This is a genomic window from Agromyces sp. Root1464 (assembly GCF_001427265.1).
Taxonomy (GTDB): Bacteria; Actinomycetota; Actinomycetes; order Actinomycetales; family Microbacteriaceae; genus Agromyces; species Agromyces fucosus.
Genome location: NZ_LMFU01000002.1, coordinates 232,481 through 248,846, shown reverse-complemented (window position 1 = coordinate 248,846; position 16,366 = coordinate 232,481). Strand labels below are relative to the sequence as shown.

15 protein-coding genes and 1 tRNA gene are annotated in these 16,366 nt (G+C 70.1%); 12 read left to right on the top strand and 4 right to left on the bottom strand.

Annotated features, from left to right (window positions below; all coding sequences use genetic code 11):
- Positions 1–40 precede the first annotated feature (40 nt).
- Positions 41–742 (top strand): helix-turn-helix transcriptional regulator, encoded by a 702-nt coding sequence (locus ASD23_RS07005; RefSeq protein WP_200941698.1) that lies wholly within the window; start codon positions 41–43, stop codon positions 740–742.
- Positions 743–791: 49 nt separating this feature from the next.
- Here ASD23_RS07005 and ASD23_RS07000 read toward each other — a convergent pair.
- Positions 792–864 (bottom strand) — tRNA-Val (locus tag ASD23_RS07000).
- A 54-nt stretch (positions 865–918) separates the two neighbouring features.
- Here ASD23_RS07000 and ASD23_RS06995 point away from each other — a divergent pair.
- On the top strand, positions 919–1,620 hold the full coding sequence (locus tag ASD23_RS06995) for a hypothetical protein (protein ID WP_235507675.1): 702 nt from the start codon (positions 919–921) through the stop codon (positions 1,618–1,620).
- Between the two features lie 42 nt (positions 1,621–1,662).
- On the opposite strand, the gene ASD23_RS06990 is transcribed toward ASD23_RS06995, so the two are convergent.
- Positions 1,663–2,115 (bottom strand): peroxiredoxin, encoded by a 453-nt coding sequence (locus ASD23_RS06990; RefSeq protein ID WP_082571511.1) that lies wholly within the window; start codon positions 2,113–2,115, stop codon positions 1,663–1,665.
- Between the two features lie 176 nt (positions 2,116–2,291).
- On the opposite strand from ASD23_RS06990, the gene aceE reads away from it, so the two are divergent.
- The 6 genes from aceE (at position 2,292) to ASD23_RS06960 (ending at position 9,920) form a co-directional block, all read left to right on the top strand.
- Positions 2,292–5,018: a pyruvate dehydrogenase (acetyl-transferring), homodimeric type gene (aceE, locus tag ASD23_RS06985; protein WP_056008606.1), complete on the top strand. Its 2,727-nt coding sequence runs from the start codon at positions 2,292–2,294 to the stop codon at positions 5,016–5,018.
- A gap of 11 nt (positions 5,019–5,029) precedes the next feature.
- Positions 5,030–6,244: a PucR family transcriptional regulator gene (locus ASD23_RS06980; protein WP_056008603.1), complete on the top strand. Its 1,215-nt coding sequence runs from the start codon at positions 5,030–5,032 to the stop codon at positions 6,242–6,244.
- 91 nt (positions 6,245–6,335) lie between these two features.
- The gene (locus tag ASD23_RS06975) at positions 6,336–7,256 is read left to right on the top strand and encodes an ACP S-malonyltransferase (protein WP_056012691.1); all 921 of its coding nucleotides are present in this window, start codon (positions 6,336–6,338) and stop codon (positions 7,254–7,256) included.
- A gap of 29 nt (positions 7,257–7,285) precedes the next feature.
- Positions 7,286–8,290 carry a beta-ketoacyl-ACP synthase III gene (locus tag ASD23_RS06970; protein WP_056008600.1) on the top strand — a complete coding sequence of 335 codons (1,005 nt, stop codon included), beginning with the start codon at positions 7,286–7,288 and terminating at the stop codon, positions 8,288–8,290.
- A 64-nt stretch (positions 8,291–8,354) separates the two neighbouring features.
- Positions 8,355–8,603, top strand: coding sequence for an acyl carrier protein (locus tag ASD23_RS06965; protein ID WP_056008597.1), 249 nt, complete (start codon positions 8,355–8,357; stop codon positions 8,601–8,603).
- 81 nt (positions 8,604–8,684) lie between these two features.
- On the top strand, positions 8,685–9,920 hold the full coding sequence (locus ASD23_RS06960; RefSeq protein ID WP_056008594.1) for a beta-ketoacyl-[acyl-carrier-protein] synthase family protein: 1,236 nt from the start codon (positions 8,685–8,687) through the stop codon (positions 9,918–9,920).
- Between the two features lie 154 nt (positions 9,921–10,074).
- On the opposite strand, the gene ASD23_RS06955 is transcribed toward ASD23_RS06960, so the two are convergent.
- Complete coding sequence (locus tag ASD23_RS06955) at positions 10,075–10,596, bottom strand: DUF3145 domain-containing protein (protein ID WP_235507674.1); 522 nt, start codon at positions 10,594–10,596, stop codon at positions 10,075–10,077.
- A gap of 171 nt (positions 10,597–10,767) precedes the next feature.
- On the opposite strand from ASD23_RS06955, the gene ASD23_RS06950 reads away from it, so the two are divergent.
- Positions 10,768–11,412 carry a PadR family transcriptional regulator gene (locus ASD23_RS06950; RefSeq protein ID WP_056008588.1) on the top strand — a complete coding sequence of 215 codons (645 nt, stop codon included), beginning with the start codon at positions 10,768–10,770 and terminating at the stop codon, positions 11,410–11,412.
- Here ASD23_RS06950 and ASD23_RS06945 read toward each other — a convergent pair.
- Positions 11,391–13,184 carry a bifunctional 3'-5' exonuclease/DNA polymerase gene (locus ASD23_RS06945; protein ID WP_056008585.1) on the bottom strand — a complete coding sequence of 598 codons (1,794 nt, stop codon included), beginning with the start codon at positions 13,182–13,184 and terminating at the stop codon, positions 11,391–11,393. The two genes, ASD23_RS06950 and ASD23_RS06945, sit on opposite strands and share 22 nt — an antisense overlap.
- 79 nt (positions 13,185–13,263) lie before the next feature.
- Here ASD23_RS06945 and ASD23_RS06940 point away from each other — a divergent pair, with 79 nt between their 5' ends.
- The 3 genes from ASD23_RS06940 (at position 13,264) to ASD23_RS06930 (ending at position 16,209) form a co-directional block, all read left to right on the top strand.
- Positions 13,264–14,037, top strand: a complete 774-nt coding sequence (locus ASD23_RS06940) for a hypothetical protein (protein WP_157377036.1) — start codon at positions 13,264–13,266, stop codon at positions 14,035–14,037.
- Positions 14,038–14,186: 149 nt separating this feature from the next.
- Positions 14,187–14,657, top strand: a complete 471-nt coding sequence (locus tag ASD23_RS06935; RefSeq protein ID WP_056008579.1) for an NfeD family protein — start codon at positions 14,187–14,189, stop codon at positions 14,655–14,657.
- Positions 14,658–14,754: 97 nt separating this feature from the next.
- The gene (locus tag ASD23_RS06930; RefSeq protein ID WP_056008576.1) at positions 14,755–16,209 is read left to right on the top strand and encodes a flotillin family protein; all 1,455 of its coding nucleotides are present in this window, start codon (positions 14,755–14,757) and stop codon (positions 16,207–16,209) included.
- Positions 16,210–16,366: the final 157 nt, after the last annotated feature.

Here is a 16,366-nt window from a genome sequence, read left to right as displayed (position 1 = left end):
TTTCGTCAGGAAACCCTGTTTTAGAGTTAGGATGTCGCGCATGGACGACTCCGCACGTCAGGACGACCTCGCGGCGGTCGCCTCGATCGCCGACCCGCAACGACGGGCTCTCTTCGAGTTCGTGGCGAGGCATCCGGAGCCCGTCGGGCGCGACGAAGCAGCCTCCGCCCTCGGCATGGCGCGCGGAACGGCGGCGTTCCACCTCGACCGGCTGGTGGAGGTGGGCCTCCTCCGCACCGAGTTCCAGCGTCGGAACGGTCGCACCGGTCCTGGCGCCGGTCGCCCCGCGAAGCTCTACCGCGCGATGCCCGGCGAGATCTCGGTGTCGGTGCCCGAGCGTCACTACGACCTCGCGGCAGAGCTGCTGAGCCGCGCGGTGGAGGAATCCGATCGGGCGCGCACGCCGATCGGCCCGACACTCGAGCGCGTCTCGGCGAGGCTGGGGCGTGCGCTCGGCGATGCCGCCGACTCGATGCCGGCGGTGCTCGAGCGGCTCGGCTATGCGCCCGTCGACGACGGCGACGACGGCATGCTGCTCACCAACTGCCCGTTCGATCGTGTGGCGCGCAACCACACCGCGACCATCTGCGCGGCGAACGCGGCGCTGCTCGACGGCGCGGTCCACGGTCTCGGTGAGCGCGACGTCGCAGCCGTGCTCGAGCCTCGCGACGGCTACTGCTGCGTGCGACTGAGATCGACGCGGCAGGGCGCTTCGACCAGCCATCGAACGACCGAGGCGTGAGGCTCGGAGAACCCGACCGCGTGTCGCCGGGGACCACCCTCGATTCCGGTGGGCCCTGCCGGGCTCGAACCGACGACATCCACGGTGTAAACGTGGCGCTCTACCAACTGAGCTAAAGGCCCGCGACCGCGCGCGGCGCACGCCAATGCTACCGCGGGCTGCCTAGACTCACGGCCATGGAGCCGATGCAGCAGCATCCGAGCCGGAGCACGCCGACGGAGCACCGGTGGCCCTCCGTCGTCGCCCTCGTCGTCGCGCTGGGCCTCTACGCCGCGCTGCCGAACGAGTTCCTCGGCCCGCAGCGCTTCATCGTCGTCGTCTTCGGCGTCGCCCTTCTCGTGCCGCTCGTCGTCACCAACCCGCACCGGCTGACGCGACGGTCGACGTTCACGAAGTGGGTGTCCATCGCCCTCGCCGGCGGCCTCGTCGTGACGAACCAGCTCACCCTCGTGCTCCTGCTCGCGGCACTCGCCGGCGGGGATGCCGACGACGCCCACGGACTGCTCCTCGCCGCGGTGCAGATCTGGGTCGCGAACGTCATCGGCTTCACGCTGCTCTACTGGGAACTCGATCGCGGCGGCCCGGTCATGCGCACCATGGAAGCTCGTGCCGACCTGCCTCCGGCAGATTTCCGGTTCCCGCAGGACGAGGACGACGACGCCGTCACCGAGGTCGCGGCGCGCTCGTCTGCGGTGCGCGACTGGATGCCGCGATTCGTCGACTACTTCTACACCGCCCTGTCGAACTCGATGGCGTTCAGCGCGACCGACGCGATGCCGCTCTCGCCGCGCTTCAAGCTCCTGATGGCGCTCCAGGCATTCGGCGGGTTCCTCATCCTCGCGCTCGTGATCGCCCGCTCCGTCAACATCCTCGGCTGACGTCCGAGGCGGTACGAGCGAGCGGATGCCGCATCCGCACGATCAGAGCGACGCGAGCGCCTGCCGGTACTGATCGAGCGACCGGGCCTCGCCGCGAGGGGTCGCGAAGCTCGCGGCGACGACCCCGTCGGCGTCGATCACGAACGTCGCCCGTTCGGCGAGCCCGGTGCCGGCATCGAACGCGCCGAACGAGTCCGCGACCGCGCCGTGCGGCCAGAAGTCCGCGAGCAGCGGGAAGTCGTAGTCCTCGCGTTCGGCCCACGCGCGCAGGGTGTGCTTCGAGTCGACGGAGATCGCGTGCAGCGCGACATCCGGCCCCTCGAACATGGCGATGTTGTCGCGCAGCTCGCAGAGCTCGCCATGGCAGATGCGCGAGAAGGCCAGTGGGAAGAAGACGACCGCGACGGGGCGACCGCGGAGCCCGGAGAGCCGCACGGGCTGGCCGAACTGGTTCACGAGCGTGAAGTCGGGCGCAGCGGCGCCGGGAGCGAGGATCACGGGACGGCTTCCTTCCGCGGGACGTTCGGTCGACCGAGGCCTCAGCCTAGCCCCCACCTCGCGGGCATAGAATCACTAGGATGGCGTGGTGCCACCCGGCCGTGAACCGGCCCATTCGGCGTGCGCACATCCCACACCCCGCAGGCACGATCTGCTGAAGAGAGAGGTCGAGTGTGACTGTCAACGACCAGGATCCCTACTCGGTCGAGGCGATGGACGCCGATCCGGAAGAGACTTCCGAATGGGCTGAATCCCTTGATGCACTTGTCGCCGAGAAGGGACACCAGCGCGCGCGAGAGATCATGCTCAGCCTGCTGAAGCGCTCGAAGGAGCTGCACCTCGGCGTGCCGATGGTTCCGACCACCGACTACCTGAACACGATCGCGCCCGAGAACGAGCCCGAGTTCCCCGGCGACGAGGAGATCGAGCGCCGCTATCGCGCCTGGATCCGATGGAACGCGGCGGTGCTCGTGCACCGCGCGCAGCGCCCCGGCATCTCCGTCGGCGGTCACATCTCGACCTACGCGTCGTCCGCCGCGCTCTACGAGGTCGGCTTCAACCACTTCTTCCGCGGCCAGGACCACCCCGGCGGCGGCGACCAGATCTTCGTGCAGGGCCACGCCTCCCCCGGCACCTACGCCCGCGCGTTCCTCGAGGGTCGCCTCTCGTCCGACCAGCTCGACGGCTTCCGCCAAGAGAAGTCGCACGCGCCCGACGGCCTCTCGTCGTACCCGCACCCGCGCCTCATGCCGGAGTTCTGGCAGTTCCCGACCGTGTCGATGGGCCTCGGGCCGATCAACGCGATCTACCAGGCGCAGGCCAACAAGTACCTGACGAACCGCGGCATCAAGGACGCGAGCGACCAGCAGGTCTGGGCGTTCCTCGGCGACGGCGAGATGGACGAGGTCGAGAGCCGTGGCCAGCTCCAGGTCGCCGCGAACGAGGGCCTCGACAACCTGAACTTCGTGATCAACTGCAACCTGCAGCGTCTCGACGGTCCCGTGCGCGGCAACGGCAAGATCATCCAGGAGCTTGAGAGCTTCTTCCGCGGCGCCGGCTGGAACGTCATCAAGGTCGTCTGGGGCCGCGAGTGGGACGACCTGCTCGCCCGCGACCACGACGGCGCGCTCCGCAACCTCATGAACGTCACCCCCGACGGCGACTACCAGACCTACAAGGCCGAGTCGGGCGCGTACGTGCGGGAGAACTTCTTCGGCCGCGACCCCCGAGCGCTCGAGCTCGTCTCGCACCTGTCGGACGACGAGGTGTGGGGCCTGAAGCGCGGCGGTCACGACTACCGCAAGGTCTACGCGGCGTTCAAGGCGGCCAGCGAGCACAAGGGCCAGCCGACGGTCATCCTGGCGAAGACGATCAAGGGCTACGGCCTCGGTCCGGCCTTCGAGGGGCGCAACGCGACCCACCAGATGAAGAAGATGACCCTCGACAACCTCAAGACGTTCCGCGACCAGATGCGCATCCCGATCACGGACGCGCAGCTCGAGGAGAACCCCTACCTGCCGCCGTACTACACGCCCGGCGATCAGGACGAGGCGATCCAGTACCTGCACGAGCGTCGCCGCGAACTCGGCGGCTATCTGCCCGAGCGCCGGTCGAACCACACGGCGATCTCGCTCCCCGACGACTCGGCCTACGCGATCGCGAAGAAGGGCTCCGGCACGCAGGAGATCGCCACGACCATGGCGTTCGTACGACTGCTGAAGGACCTGATCCGCTCGAAGGACTTCGGCCACCGCATCGTGCCGATCATCCCCGACGAGGCGCGCACCTTCGGCATCGACGCGTTCTTCCCGACCGCGAAGATCTACAACCCGAACGGCCAGCACTACACCTCGGTCGACCGCGAACTGCTGCTCGCCTACAAGGAGAGCCCGCAGGGCCAGATCATCCACGTCGGCATCAACGAGGCCGGCGCCATGGCGGCGTTCACCAACGTCGGCACGTCGTACTCGACGCAGGGCGAGCCGCTGATCCCGGTCTACGTCTTCTACTCGATGTTCGGCTTCCAGCGCACGGGCGACGCGATGTGGGCCGCCGGCGACCAGATGGCCCGCGGGTTCATCATCGGCGCGACCGCCGGTCGTACGACGCTCACGGGCGAGGGCCTCCAGCACGCCGACGGCCACTCGCCGCTGCTCGCCTCGACCAACCCGGCCGTCGTCTCGTACGACCCGGCGTACGGCTACGAGATCGGGCACATCATGCACTCGGGCCTCGAGCGCATGTACGGAGGGTCGCACGACGACCCCAACGTGATGTACTACGTCACGGTCTACAACGAGCCGCTCGTGCAGCCGGTCGAGCCCGAGGGCGTCGATGTCGACGGGATCATCCGAGGCATCCACCGCCTGAACGAGTCCGGTGTGGCGGGACCGAAGGCGCAACTGCTCGCCTCTGGCGTCTCGGTGCCGTGGATCCTCGAGGCGCAGCAGCTCCTCGCCGAAGACTGGGGCGTGTCGGCCGATGTCTGGTCGGTCACGAGCTGGGCGGAGCTGCGACGCGACGGCCTCGCCGCCGACGAGCACAACTTCCTGAACCCCGATGCCGAGCGCAAGGTCCCGTACCTCACGCAGAAGCTCACCGGGGCGAACGGCCCGTTCGTGGCGGTCTCGGACTACATGCACGCGGTCCCCGACCAGATCCGCGCGTACGTGCCCGGTCAGTACGCCACGCTCGGCGCCGACGACTTCGGGTTCTCCGACACGCGCGCGGCCGCGCGTCGCTTCTTCAAGATCGACGGACCGTCGGTCGTCGTCCGCACGCTCGAACTCCTCGCGGACCGCGGTGAGGTCGACCGTTCACTCCCCGCCCAGGCGATCGAGAAGTACCGCCTGCACGACGTGAACGCCGGCACCACCGGATCGGCCGGCGGAGAGAGCTAGCAGGCGACGAGGTGGCGACGAGGCCCAAGACGAAGGCGGAGACGCTCGCATGGTTGCGCACCATCGCGGGCGAACTCGCGACGGCGACGCTCAAGCGTCTCGAAGACACGTTGCCGTGGTACGGCGACATGCCTCCGAGCCGCCGCTCTGCCGTGGGCCTCGTCGCCCAAGCCGGCATCTCCTCGTTCGTCGCCTGGTTCGACGACCCGCGGTCGACCCCGTGGATCGCGGCCGACGTCTTCGGCGCTGCCCCTCGTGAGCTGCTCCGCTCGGTGAGCCTGCAGCAGACGCTGCAGCTCATCCGGGTGACGGTCGAGGTCGTCGAAGACCGCGTGAAAGACGGCGGCGAGCCGCTGCGTGAGGCGATCCTCCTGTATTCGCGGGAGATCGCCTTCGCTGCGGCCGACGTCTACGCTCGCGCCGCTGAGGCGCGAGGACTCTGGGACGCGCGCCTCGAGGCGCTCGTGGTCGACTCGATCCTCTCGGGCGAGGCCGACGACGAGCTGCCGAGCCGCATCGCGGCGCTGGGCTGGCACGGGCACGGCGAGGTGTCGGTGCTCGTCGGCACCGCACCGAAGCAGCTCGACGTCGATCACGTGCGCCGAGCAGCCCGCCACATGCACGCCGACGTCCTCATCGGCGTGCAGGGCAACCGCCTCGTACTCGTGATCGGTCGCGCCGATCCGCTCGCCCGTGAGGCCGAAGAGGCGATCGGAACCGCCCCGGCCCTGACCTTCATGGAGATCGCGAGCCAGCTCGAGCCGCACTTCGGCCCCGGGCACCTCGTGCTCGGTCACGCCGTGCCGAATCTCGTCGACGCCTCCAAGAGCGCCAAGGCGGCACTCGCCGGGTTCGCGGTCGCCCGGTCGTGGCGCCACGCGCCCCGTCCGGTGCACGCCGACGACCTGCTGCCAGAGCGTGCGCTCGCCGGCGACCCGCTCGCCCGGGCGACGCTCGTGCACCGCATCTACCGGCCGCTGCAGGCGCACTCGACCGAACTCCTGACCACGCTGTGGAGCTACCTCGACAACGGGCGCTCGCTCGAGGCGACGGCGCGCGAGCTCTTCGTGCACCCGAACACCGTGCGCTACCGCCTGAAGCGCGTCTCCGACGTGATCGGCTGGGACGCGACGGGGGCGCGCGAGGCGCTCATCCTGCAGTCGGCCCTCATCATCGGCTCCATGAGCGACCACGAGCTGGCACCGCGCCGGCGACCCACCAACTGAGGTCACTTCTGTACCGTTCGTACAAGGCTTCCGCCGAGAGCTTGTCGCGTGTGCACACCCGAGGCCGCCCACCGGTTGGCAGACTGGGGTGGTGATCGTCGTCGTCTGCCCTGGACAGGGCTCTCAGACCCCCGGATTCCTCGCTCCCTGGCTGGCCGAGTCGGCCTACGCCGAACGGCTGTCGGTGCTGTCCGACGCCGCGGGGCTCGATCTCGCGCACTTCGGCACCGAGGCGGACGCCGATACGATCCGCGACACCGCGGTCGCGCAGCCGCTCATCGTCGCGGCGGGCATCCTGACGCTCGGCTCGCTCCTCGCCGACGGCCGGGCGGCTCTCATCGGCGGCATCGCGGGCCACTCGGTCGGTGAGATCACTGCCGCCGCGGGTTCGGGCGTGCTCAGCGAGACCGACGCGATCCGCTTCGTCGCCGAGCGCGGCCGGGCGATGGCGGATGCCGCTGCACTCGAGCCCACCGGCATGAGCGCGGTCATCGGCGCCGACGAAGCCGCCCTGCTCCCCCGCCTCACCGAGCTCGGACTCGAGCCGGCCAACTTCAACGGCGGCGGCCAGATCGTCGTGGCCGGCGCGCTCGACGCGCTCGAGGCGCTGAAGACGGAGCCCCCGGCCGGATCGCGGGTCATTCCGCTCCAGGTCGCCGGCGCCTTCCACACCCGCTACATGCGCCCGGCGGTCGACCGTCTCGCCGAGGTCGCGACCGGTCTCGCTCCGGCCGATCCCACGCTTCCCCTCTGGACGAACCGCGACGGCAGCGCCGTGACATCCGGTGCCGCATTCCTCGAACTGCTCGTCGGCCAGGTCTCCTCGCCCGTACGCTGGGATCGCTGCATGGAGTCCTTCCAGGCGGCAGGAGTCACGGGAATCATCGAACTCGCACCGGCCGGCGCTCTCGTCGGCCTGGCGAAGCGCGCGCTCAAGGGCGTGCCGACGGTCGCCGTGAAGACTCCCGAAGACCTGTCGGCGGCGATCGAGCTCATCGAGCAGCACGCCTGAGCCGGCGACGAAAGACGAGAAAGCCGAGCATGACGAATCCCACCCTCCAGCAGTCGCACGGGCCCGCCTTCACGCGCATCTATGCCGTCGGTGCGGCGCGCGGTGAGAACGCGGTGCCCAACACCGATCTGATCGGCCCGATCGATTCGTCCGACGAGTGGATCCAGCAGCGCACGGGCATCGTGACCCGCACGCGTGCCGGCGCCGGCGTCTCGGCGACCGACCTGGCCACGACCGCCTCCCGCGAGGCGATCGAGCGGTCGGGCATCGCCCCCGAGATCATCGACCTCGTCATCATCGCGACCATCTCCAACGTGCAGCAGACGCCGTCGATGGCGGCCGTCGTGGCCGACCGGGTCGGAGCCAATCCGGCGGCCGCCTACGACATGAACGCCGCCTGCGCGGGCTACGCCTATGCGGTCGCCCAGGCGGACGCGCTGATCCGATCGGGCGCGGCGACCTACGCCCTCGTCGTCGGCGCCGAGAAGCTCTCCGACGTCGTCGACCCGACCGACCGCTCGATCTCGTTCCTCCTCGGCGACGGCGCCGGTGCCGTGGTCGTCGGCCCGAGCGAGACGCCCGGCATCGCGCGCACGATCTGGGGCTCCGACGGCTCGAAGGCGGGCGCGGTCGGCATGAACGGCACGCTCACCGAATACCGCGACGGGGCGGCCGAGTGGCCGACGCTCCGTCAGGAGGGCCAGACGGTCTTCCGTTGGGCCGTGTGGGACATGGCGAAGGTCGCGAAGCAGGCACTGGATGCCGCGGGCGTGACGAGCGACGACCTCGCCGCGTTCATCCCGCACCAGGCGAACATGCGCATCATCGACGAGTTCGCCAAGCAGTTGAAGCTGCCCGAGACCGTCGTGATCGCCCGCGACATCGCCACTACCGGCAACACCTCTGCCGCCTCGATCCCGCTCGCGACGCACCGCCTGCTCGAGGAGCACCCTGAACTTTCCGGAGGCCTCGCCCTCCAGATCGGCTTCGGCGCCGGACTCGTGTTCGGCGCCCAAGTGGTGGTTCTTCCCTGAACCACCTCCCTCCGTCCATCTAGACTGTCTCTCGGTCAAACGAGACACCCCCAAGGAGAAAACAATGGCATTGTCCACCGAAGAAGTGCTTGCCGGCCTGGCCGAGCTCATCAACGACGAGACCGGCATTGCGACCGACACGGTTGAGCTGGACAAGTCGTTCACCGACGACCTCGACATCGACTCGATCTCCATGATGACGATCGTCGTCAACGCCGAAGAGAAGTTCGACGTGAAGATCCCCGACGAAGAGGTCAAGAACCTGAAGACCGTCGGCGACGCCGTCACCTTCATCGTCAAGGCTCAGGCCTAGCAGCTGCGTGGAGCGGGCCGGCGCCTTCTGCCCGGCCCGCTCGTTCAGTGCGACCAATCCCTCCATCGGAGTGTTTCTCGAATGACCAAGAAGATCGTCATCACCGGCATCGGTGCGACCTCGCCGCTCGGCGGCACCGCCCCCGAGAGCTGGAATGCCCTGCTCGCCGGCGAGTCCGGCGCGCGCTCCCTCAAGCACGACTGGGTCGCCAAGTACGAGCTGCCCGTCACCTTCGCCGCCGAGGCGAAGGTCCGGCCCGAAGAGGTGCTCGAGCGCCCCGTCGCGAAGCGCCTCGACCCCTCGAGCCAGTTCGCCCTGATCTCCGCGAAGGAGGCGTGGGCCGACGCAGGTTCACCCGACGTCGCCCCCGAACGCCTCGGCGTCGACTACGCCACCGGCATCGGCGGCATCTGGACCCTGCTCGACGCCTGGGACACGCTGCGCGAGCGCGGCCCCCGCCGCGTGCTGCCGATGACCGTGCCGATGCTCATGCCGAACGCCGCTTCAGCCGCCATCTCGATGCACTTCGAAGCCCGCGCCTTTGCACGCACGGTCGCGTCGGCCTGCGCGTCGAGCACCGAGTCGCTCGCGAACGCCTACGAGCACCTCCAGCTCGGCTACGCCGACGTCGTGATCGCCGGCGGCTCCGAGTCCGCGGTGCACCCGATCACGCTCGCGTCGTTCTCGTCGATGCAGGCGCTCTCGCGTCGCAACGACGACCCCGCGCACGCCTCTCGTCCGTACAGCGTCGACCGCGACGGCTTCGTCATGGGCGAGGGTGCTGCGAGCCTCGTGCTCGAGACCGAGGAGCACGCCCTCGCACGTGGCGCACGCATCTACGCGGAGCTCGCGGGCGGTTCGGTGAGCGCCGACTCGTACCACATCACGGCCAACGACCCCGAGGGTCGCGGCGCCAGCCGCGCAGTGCTCGACGCACTCGCGCAGGCCGGTGCGACGGTCGACGACGTGACGCACATCAACGCCCACGCGACGAGCACGCCTGTCGGCGACATCGCCGAGTACACGGCGCTGCGCAACGTCTTCGGTGATCGAGTGCACGAGATCCCCGTCTCCGCCACGAAGGCGTCGACCGGTCACCTCCTCGGCGGCACCGGTGCACTCGAGGCGGTGTTCACGATCCTCGCGCTCCAGAACCGCCTGGCTCCGCCGACGATCAACCTGACCACGCAGGATCCCGCGATCCCGCTGCGGGTCTCGGGCGAGCCGCAGCCGCTCGGCGACGGACCGCAGCTCGCGATCAGCAACTCCTTCGGGTTCGGCGGCCACAACGCCGTCGTCGCGATCCGCACCCCGTAGCAGGTCCGGGCTCAACTGAGCCGGACGCATGAGAAGACCCCGGTCGCACCCGCTGCGCCGGGGTCTTCTCGTGAACGGTCCGAGGGTTTCGCTCATGCGCTGCCGGGAATGGTCATCCGACCTCGCGTCACGCCGCCGGCGGACCGAGGTTCGCTCAGCCCACCTGGTGCAACCAGACGACCGGGGCGAAGTCGCTCGCGTGACGGAACGGTTCGAGTTCGTCGTCCCACGCCTGGCCGAGGGCGAGACGCAGTTCGCGATGGAGCTCGATGGGGTCGGTTCCGCCGACATCCATCGCGTACCGGATGCGGTCCTCGGGCACCACGGTGTTGCCCGCGGTGTCGGTCTGGGCGAAGAAGACGCCGAGCTCGGGCGTGTGCATCCATCGGGCACCGTCGGAGCCGGGCGTCGGGTCTTCGCTCACCTCGAAGCGCAGCTGCTCCCACCCGCGCAGCGCAGAGGCGAGCTTCGCGCCGCTGCCGGCGTCGCCCTCCCAGTAGAACTCCGCGCGCATGGCACCGCGAAGCACCGGCTGCTCGCTCCAGTCGAAGTTCACCGCGACACCGAGCGCGGTGCCGGCGGCCCATTCGACATGCGGACACAGCGCCCTCGGCGAGGAGTGCACGAACAGCACGCCTCGCGCGGTGCGCATTGCCCGCGTGGCATTCTTCGTCATGTCTGTCTCCGTTCTCGAGGTGCGTCTTCCCCAACGACCTCAAAACGGACAGATGACGGTATTCGGTTGTCGACGAGCGAGCCGTCACCGCCGATTATGCCCCGCATCAGGCTCATTGACAAGGCACGAAACCATATACTCAGTGAAACGTTGACTTCGATCGGAGTACGAATGGCTGTTCGCGACGCACTGCTCGCCTTGCTCTCCGCCGGCCCCGGGTACGGGTTCCAGTTGCACGGGGACCTCGCCGAGCGCACGGGCGGCCGGCGGGAGGTCAACGTGGGGCAGAGCTATGCCACGCTCGAGCGCCTCGGCAAGCAGGGTCTCATCGAGTCGGCGGGCGCCACCGACGACGGCCTGCCGCTCTACCGCGCGACCGAGGCGGGCTCGGCGGCGACGTCGGCCTGGTTCGCCGGAGCGGATGCCTCGGGCAGCGACCCGTGGGACGAGACCGTCGACCGGGTGCTCGTCGCGGCCTCGTTGCCGGGCGTCGACGCCGACCCGATCGTCGCGGCGGAGCGGTTGCGCTGGCAGGAGCGAGCGGTCGAGGCATCCGCTCGGGCCGTGATCGACGAGGCGGTGGGTGACGGTGCCGATGCGAGCCCCCTCCCCCGATTGGCAGCGCTGGCCGCCGCCGCGGAAGCGGCGCGGGCTCGCGCCGCCCTCGAGTGGCTCGACGAGGTGACGGCGGTCGCCGGTCGGCATGAACTGGCCTTCGCGCCGCGCATGGAGCGGCCCCGACGCGGCCGTCGCCCATCGACGCGATCGGCGTCGTCGAATGGCCAAGCCGCCGCTCAGGTGTCGGCCGACGCGTAGCTCTCGACGATCGCGAGGTCGAGCGGGAACTCCACGGGGAAGTCGCCGAAGAGCAGCCTGCCCGCCTCCGTCGCGGACGACCGCACGGCGGCGGCTACCTCGTCGGCGACCTCGTCGGGCGTGTGCACGATGATCTCGTCGTGCAGGTAGTAGACGAGGTGGGGCATCCGCTCGAATGCCGGTCCTGAGCGGGAGGCGACGGCCCCTGGCGGGGCGGCATCGCCCGCGATCGCCACGAGCCTCGAGCGGAGGCCGGCCATCCAGCAGAGCGCCCACTCCGCCGCGGTGCCCTGCACCACGAAGTTGCGGGTGAAACGGCCCCAGTCACGCGCTCGCGACCGCGCACGTCGTTCGTCGGCCGGTGTCGCGTCGGGTTGGGAGGCGAGTGACTGCGTGGCACGCCACTCGGCGCCCGGCAACGGCGACGACCGGCCGAGCAGGGTCGTGACGCTGGCGCCGCGCTCCCCCTCGGCCGCCGCGCGGTCGACGAGCGCCATGGCGCGCGGGTAGGCACGGGCCAGACGCGGCACGAGGCGGCCGCTCTCGCCGGTCGTCGCGCCGTACATGGCGCCGAGGATCGCGACTTTCGCCTGGTCGCGCGTCTCGACGACGCCCGCACCCACGATGCCGCTGTAGAAGTCGCGGCCCCGGCCCGCGGCCGCCATCGCCTCGTCGTGCGCCAGGCCGGCGAGCACGCGCGGCTCGAGCTGGGCCGCGTCGGCGACGACGAGCGACCAACCGGGATCGGCGACGACCGCGCTGCGCACGTTCTTCGGCAGTTGCAGGGCGCCGCCGCCCGACGTCGCCCAGCGCCCGGTGGCCGTGCCGCCGGGAACGTAGTCGGGCCGGAACCGGCCGTCGACCACCCACTCGTCGAGCCACGACCAGGCGTTCGCACTGTAGAGGCGGGCGAGCTTCTTGTACGCCACGAGGGGCTCGATGGCCGGATGCTCGTGCTCGCGCAGCTGCCACCGACTCGTCGACTCGACCTGGATGCCGGCACGGCGGAGCGCTTTCAACAGGTCGACCTGCGAGTCGAGGTTCACGGCGGGGGCGCCGAGCAGCGCACGGACCTCGCTCGCGAGCTCCTCCATGCGGGCGGGCTTGCGGCCGGGCGCCGGCTTCGGGCCGAGCTCGGTCTCGAGCACGCGCTCGTGCACGCCTCGGTGCCACGGCAACCCGGCGGCATGCAGTTCGGCGCCGATGAGCGCACCTGCCGATTCGGCCGCGAGCAGGAGCCGAAGCGCGCCGGGCCGCTCCGACGCCTCGACGAGAGCGAGCTGCCGTGCGTGCTCGGCGAGCACGGCCTCGACCGGCACGCCGAGCACGTCGCGAGGGCCGTGGGCCGGCTCGCGCGCCGAAGCATCCGCCTCGCCGTCGAAGTCGAGCAGGTCGAAGAGTGCCGAGTGCGCAACGGATGCCGCGGGGGCGGCCGGTATCGGCTGCCCGGCTTCCGCCGGCCCGAGCGGCAGCCAGTCGGGCCGCGGAAGCATGCCGCCGTCGCGCGCCGCCGTCGTCGCCGTCGAGTGGTCGAGGATCGCGGAGGCGAGCACCAGGTCATGGCAGCGTTCGACGCGCACCCCTTCGGCGAGCAGCCGTGGGTACCACCGGCGGGTGTCGGCCCAGATCCAGCGTGGACGGCGCGCCGATTCGAGCTCACCAACGACCGTCGGGAGCTCGAGCAGCGGCACCGTCTCGAACGGTGCGCCGGAGACCGCGGGGTCGACCAGTGCGACCCGGCCGGGGCCGTTCGCGCCGACCACGATCCGCATGGTCCCATTCTCGCCGCTGCGTCCGACATCCCGTGCCGGCAATGTCGGTGGCGGCGTCGATGATCGGATCCATGAACGAATGCGGGCGGCGCCCATGGTCGCGGTGAGCTTCCGGTGCGGACACGGTGCCGAGCCCGATTCCGGCGCGGTCGCCCTCGCACGCGTGTGCCCGCTGTGCATGCTGCTCCACGAGACGCAGCGCTCACGCTCCGAGCTGCTCGCGCGCGTCGCCCCGCCGCAACGTGCCGCACTCGCACGAGAGACGCGCATCGGCGCGAGCTACGAGTGGCGTTGCGCCCGCGGGCACGATCGGTACCCCGCGACGGTCGGCGACGTGCTGACCGGTCCGAGTTGCGCGAAGTGCCGATCGAACGCAGCGGCGCCCGGCGCACGCCGCGAGGCGGGCATGGCCTTCATGAAGCCGGGGCTCAGGCTCGGCACCTCGCAGGTCGAGCAACGACTGCGCATGCTCCTCGGCGAACGCATCCGCCTCCACCACCGTGTCAACGCGGTGCGCATCGCGCGCATGTTCTATGGCAAGCAAGAGGTCTGGCCCGACATCCTCGTGCCGCAGTTGCGCGTCGCCGTCGAATACGACGATCCCGGTCGCTCGAGGCGCGCGCATCTCGGTCTGAAAGAGGCCTCCGACCTCGAGAAGGACGAAGCGCTCCGCGAAGTGGGCTGGGAGGTCATCCGCATCCGCGCCGGCGGGCTCGAATCACTCGGCCCCGGCAGCATCGTGTGCCGAAGCCTCACGGTCGAGGTCGTCGACGAGGTGGTGGCGCAGATGCGGCGCATTCGGGGAGATGCCGCGGTCGACGCCCTCCTGGTGACCCGCCGGCACGCGGTCTGAGCGTCGGCGACACCGCGCGCACATCGCGTCCCTGATCCCCACCGACGCCCTGTGGAGACATCGCTGCACGGAGGGCGTTCGACCGATAGGGTGAGTCGACCCGAGCACCCCTCTTCGCCCGGGCTTTCGCGCGCGCAGAGAGGCAGTCGATGCTCCTTCCGTTCCTCATCGTCGGAGGCATCGGCCTCGTCCTCCTCGTGATCTCGCTCGTGCTCGGCGACATCTTCGACCATCTCGAGATCGGCGACGGTGCCCTCTCGGGCACGGCACTCGCGGTCGGCATGGTTGTGTTCGGTGCCTCCGGCGCGCTCGTCTCCAGCATGGGCCTCGAGATCGTCTGGGTCTACGTGCTCTCGATCGTGCTCGCCGCGGTCGCGTACCTGCTCTGCGTGCTCACGATCCGCAACCTCACCCGGAGCTCCGACGGCGTGCCCGCCTCGGCGGTGGGTCTCTCGGGCGTCGCGCGGTCCGGCATCACGACCGCGGGCGGCGAAGTGAGCCTCGACGGCCCCGGAGAGCTCGAACGCCGGCTCGCCTACTCCGACGAGCCGATCGCCGAGGGCGCCCGCGTGCGCGTCGTCGAGCACGCCGGCAGCCGCGTGAAGGTCGTCGCGGGCTGACCTCGGCCCTCGCCCGCCACGCCCCACTCCTCCCCCGAACCCCCTGCACCACCCCTCCTGCACCACCTCCCTGCGTCTCCTCCCGAAAGGAAACCCGATGCTCTCCCCCCTGCTGATCCAGGTCATCTCGGTCGTCGCGATCGTCATCGCGCTGCTCGCACTGTTGACCTTCATCGCCCGTCGCATCCGCCGTGTGCCGCCGAACGAGGCCCTCGTCATCGTCGGGCGCGGCGCCGGCCGCGCCGCACCCGAGCAGTCGTCGGCCCAGCGCGTGGTCATCGGCGGTCGCACCTTCATCTGGCCGATCCTGCAGCAGGGCTTCGCGATCTCGCTCGAGCAGCGCCAGATCGGCATCACTGTCGAGGGCGTCGACAAGAACCGCATCAAGATCGCCATCAAGGCGTCGATCAACTTCAAGGTCAGCGGCACCGAAGACGGCGTGCGCCGTGCAGCCCAGCGCTTCCTCTCGCAGCAGAGCCTGCTCACCGAGATCATCAAGGAATCCCTCGAGGGCTCACTGCGCTCCATCGTCGGCGACATGACGATCGAGCAGATCATCTCCGACCGCAAGAGCCTCTCCGACCGTGTCGTCGCCGAGACGAAGACCGACCTCGTCGAGCAGGGCCTGCAGGTCGACCTGCTGAACATCTCCGACATCTCGACGCCCGGCAGCGAGTACCTCGCGAACCTCGGCCGCGCCGAGGCCGCCCGCGCCCGTCAGGTCGCCGAGGTGAGCGAGGCCGAGGCCGCCCGAGTCAGCGAGTTCGCTCGCATCGAAGCCGCCGAGCAGGTCGCCGAGCGGCAGAAGGCGCTGAGCCTGAAGCAGGCCACGATCAAGGCCGAGACCGATCGGGCCAACGCCGAGGCCGAGGCATCCGGTCAGCTCGCGAAGGCCGAGCAAGACAAACTGGTCGCCGTGCAGGAGCGCGACGCCCTCTCGGAGCAGGCGCTCGTGACGCAGGAGCGCCTCGACATCGAGATCCGCAAGCCCGCCGAGGCCGAGGCCTACGCCGAAGTGCAGCGCGCCACCGCCATCCGCGACGCCGCCAACGCGAGCACCGAGGCCGAGGCCTACAAGCGCACGAAGATCGCCGAGGCGAACAAGGTCGCCGCGGTGCAGGACGCCGAGGCGTCGGCGACCTCGGTGCGCTTCGCCGGTGAGGCCGAGCGCGACCGGCAGGTGGCACTCGCCGCCGGTATCCGCGCCGATGGCGAGGCCCGCGCCGCCGCGATCCAGGCCGAAGGTCTCGCCGAGGCGGCAGCGACCGATGCCAAGGCCATGGCACTGAAGAAGTACGGCGAGGCCGCGCTCGCGCAAGAGATCATCTCTCGCCTGCCCGAGATCGTGCGCGCCGCAGCGGAGCCGATCTCGAACATCAAGACGCTTACTGTCGTGTCGACCGACGGGGCGAGCGCCGTCACGAAGACCGTCGGCCAGGTGCTCGGCGAGGGCACCGAGGTCGTGAAGTCGCTGACCGGACTCGATGTCAGCTCGATCCTCGCGGGACTCGCGGGCGGCCAGCTCGTGAAGTCCGACGCCACGACGGACTGACGCGCCGTACCCCTTGATCGACGTCGGCGCGACCCACTGCCAAGGTGAGAGGACGTTCGATCAAGGGGGAACATGTCAGAGCAGCAGCGTCCAGGATTCACCGCGGCCGAAATGGCGGAGGCAGTGGCCTCGGTGAGCACACCGGACACCGTAGCGT

Bases quoted from the DNA above. Each gene is read 5' to 3' on its own strand.
- ASD23_RS07005 (WP_200941698.1), top strand. From the start codon at position 41: ATGGACGACTCCGCACGTCAGGACGACCTCGCGGCGGTCGCCTCGATC.
- ASD23_RS06995 (WP_235507675.1), top strand. From the start codon at position 919: ATGGAGCCGATGCAGCAGCATCCGAGCCGGAGCACGCCGACGGAGCAC.
- ASD23_RS06970 (WP_056008600.1), top strand. From the start codon at position 7,286: ATGACGAATCCCACCCTCCAGCAGTCGCACGGGCCCGCCTTCACGCGC.
- ASD23_RS06965 (WP_056008597.1), top strand. From the start codon at position 8,355: ATGGCATTGTCCACCGAAGAAGTGCTTGCCGGCCTGGCCGAGCTCATC.
- ASD23_RS06960 (WP_056008594.1), top strand. From the start codon at position 8,685: ATGACCAAGAAGATCGTCATCACCGGCATCGGTGCGACCTCGCCGCTC.
- ASD23_RS06955 (WP_235507674.1), bottom strand. From the start codon at position 10,596: ATGACGAAGAATGCCACGCGGGCAATGCGCACCGCGCGAGGCGTGCTG.
- ASD23_RS06950 (WP_056008588.1), top strand. From the start codon at position 10,768: ATGGCTGTTCGCGACGCACTGCTCGCCTTGCTCTCCGCCGGCCCCGGG.
- ASD23_RS06945 (WP_056008585.1), bottom strand. From the start codon at position 13,184: ATGCGGATCGTGGTCGGCGCGAACGGCCCCGGCCGGGTCGCACTGGTC.
- ASD23_RS06940 (WP_157377036.1), top strand. From the start codon at position 13,264: ATGCGGGCGGCGCCCATGGTCGCGGTGAGCTTCCGGTGCGGACACGGT.
- ASD23_RS06935 (WP_056008579.1), top strand. From the start codon at position 14,187: ATGCTCCTTCCGTTCCTCATCGTCGGAGGCATCGGCCTCGTCCTCCTC.
- ASD23_RS06930 (WP_056008576.1), top strand. From the start codon at position 14,755: ATGCTCTCCCCCCTGCTGATCCAGGTCATCTCGGTCGTCGCGATCGTC.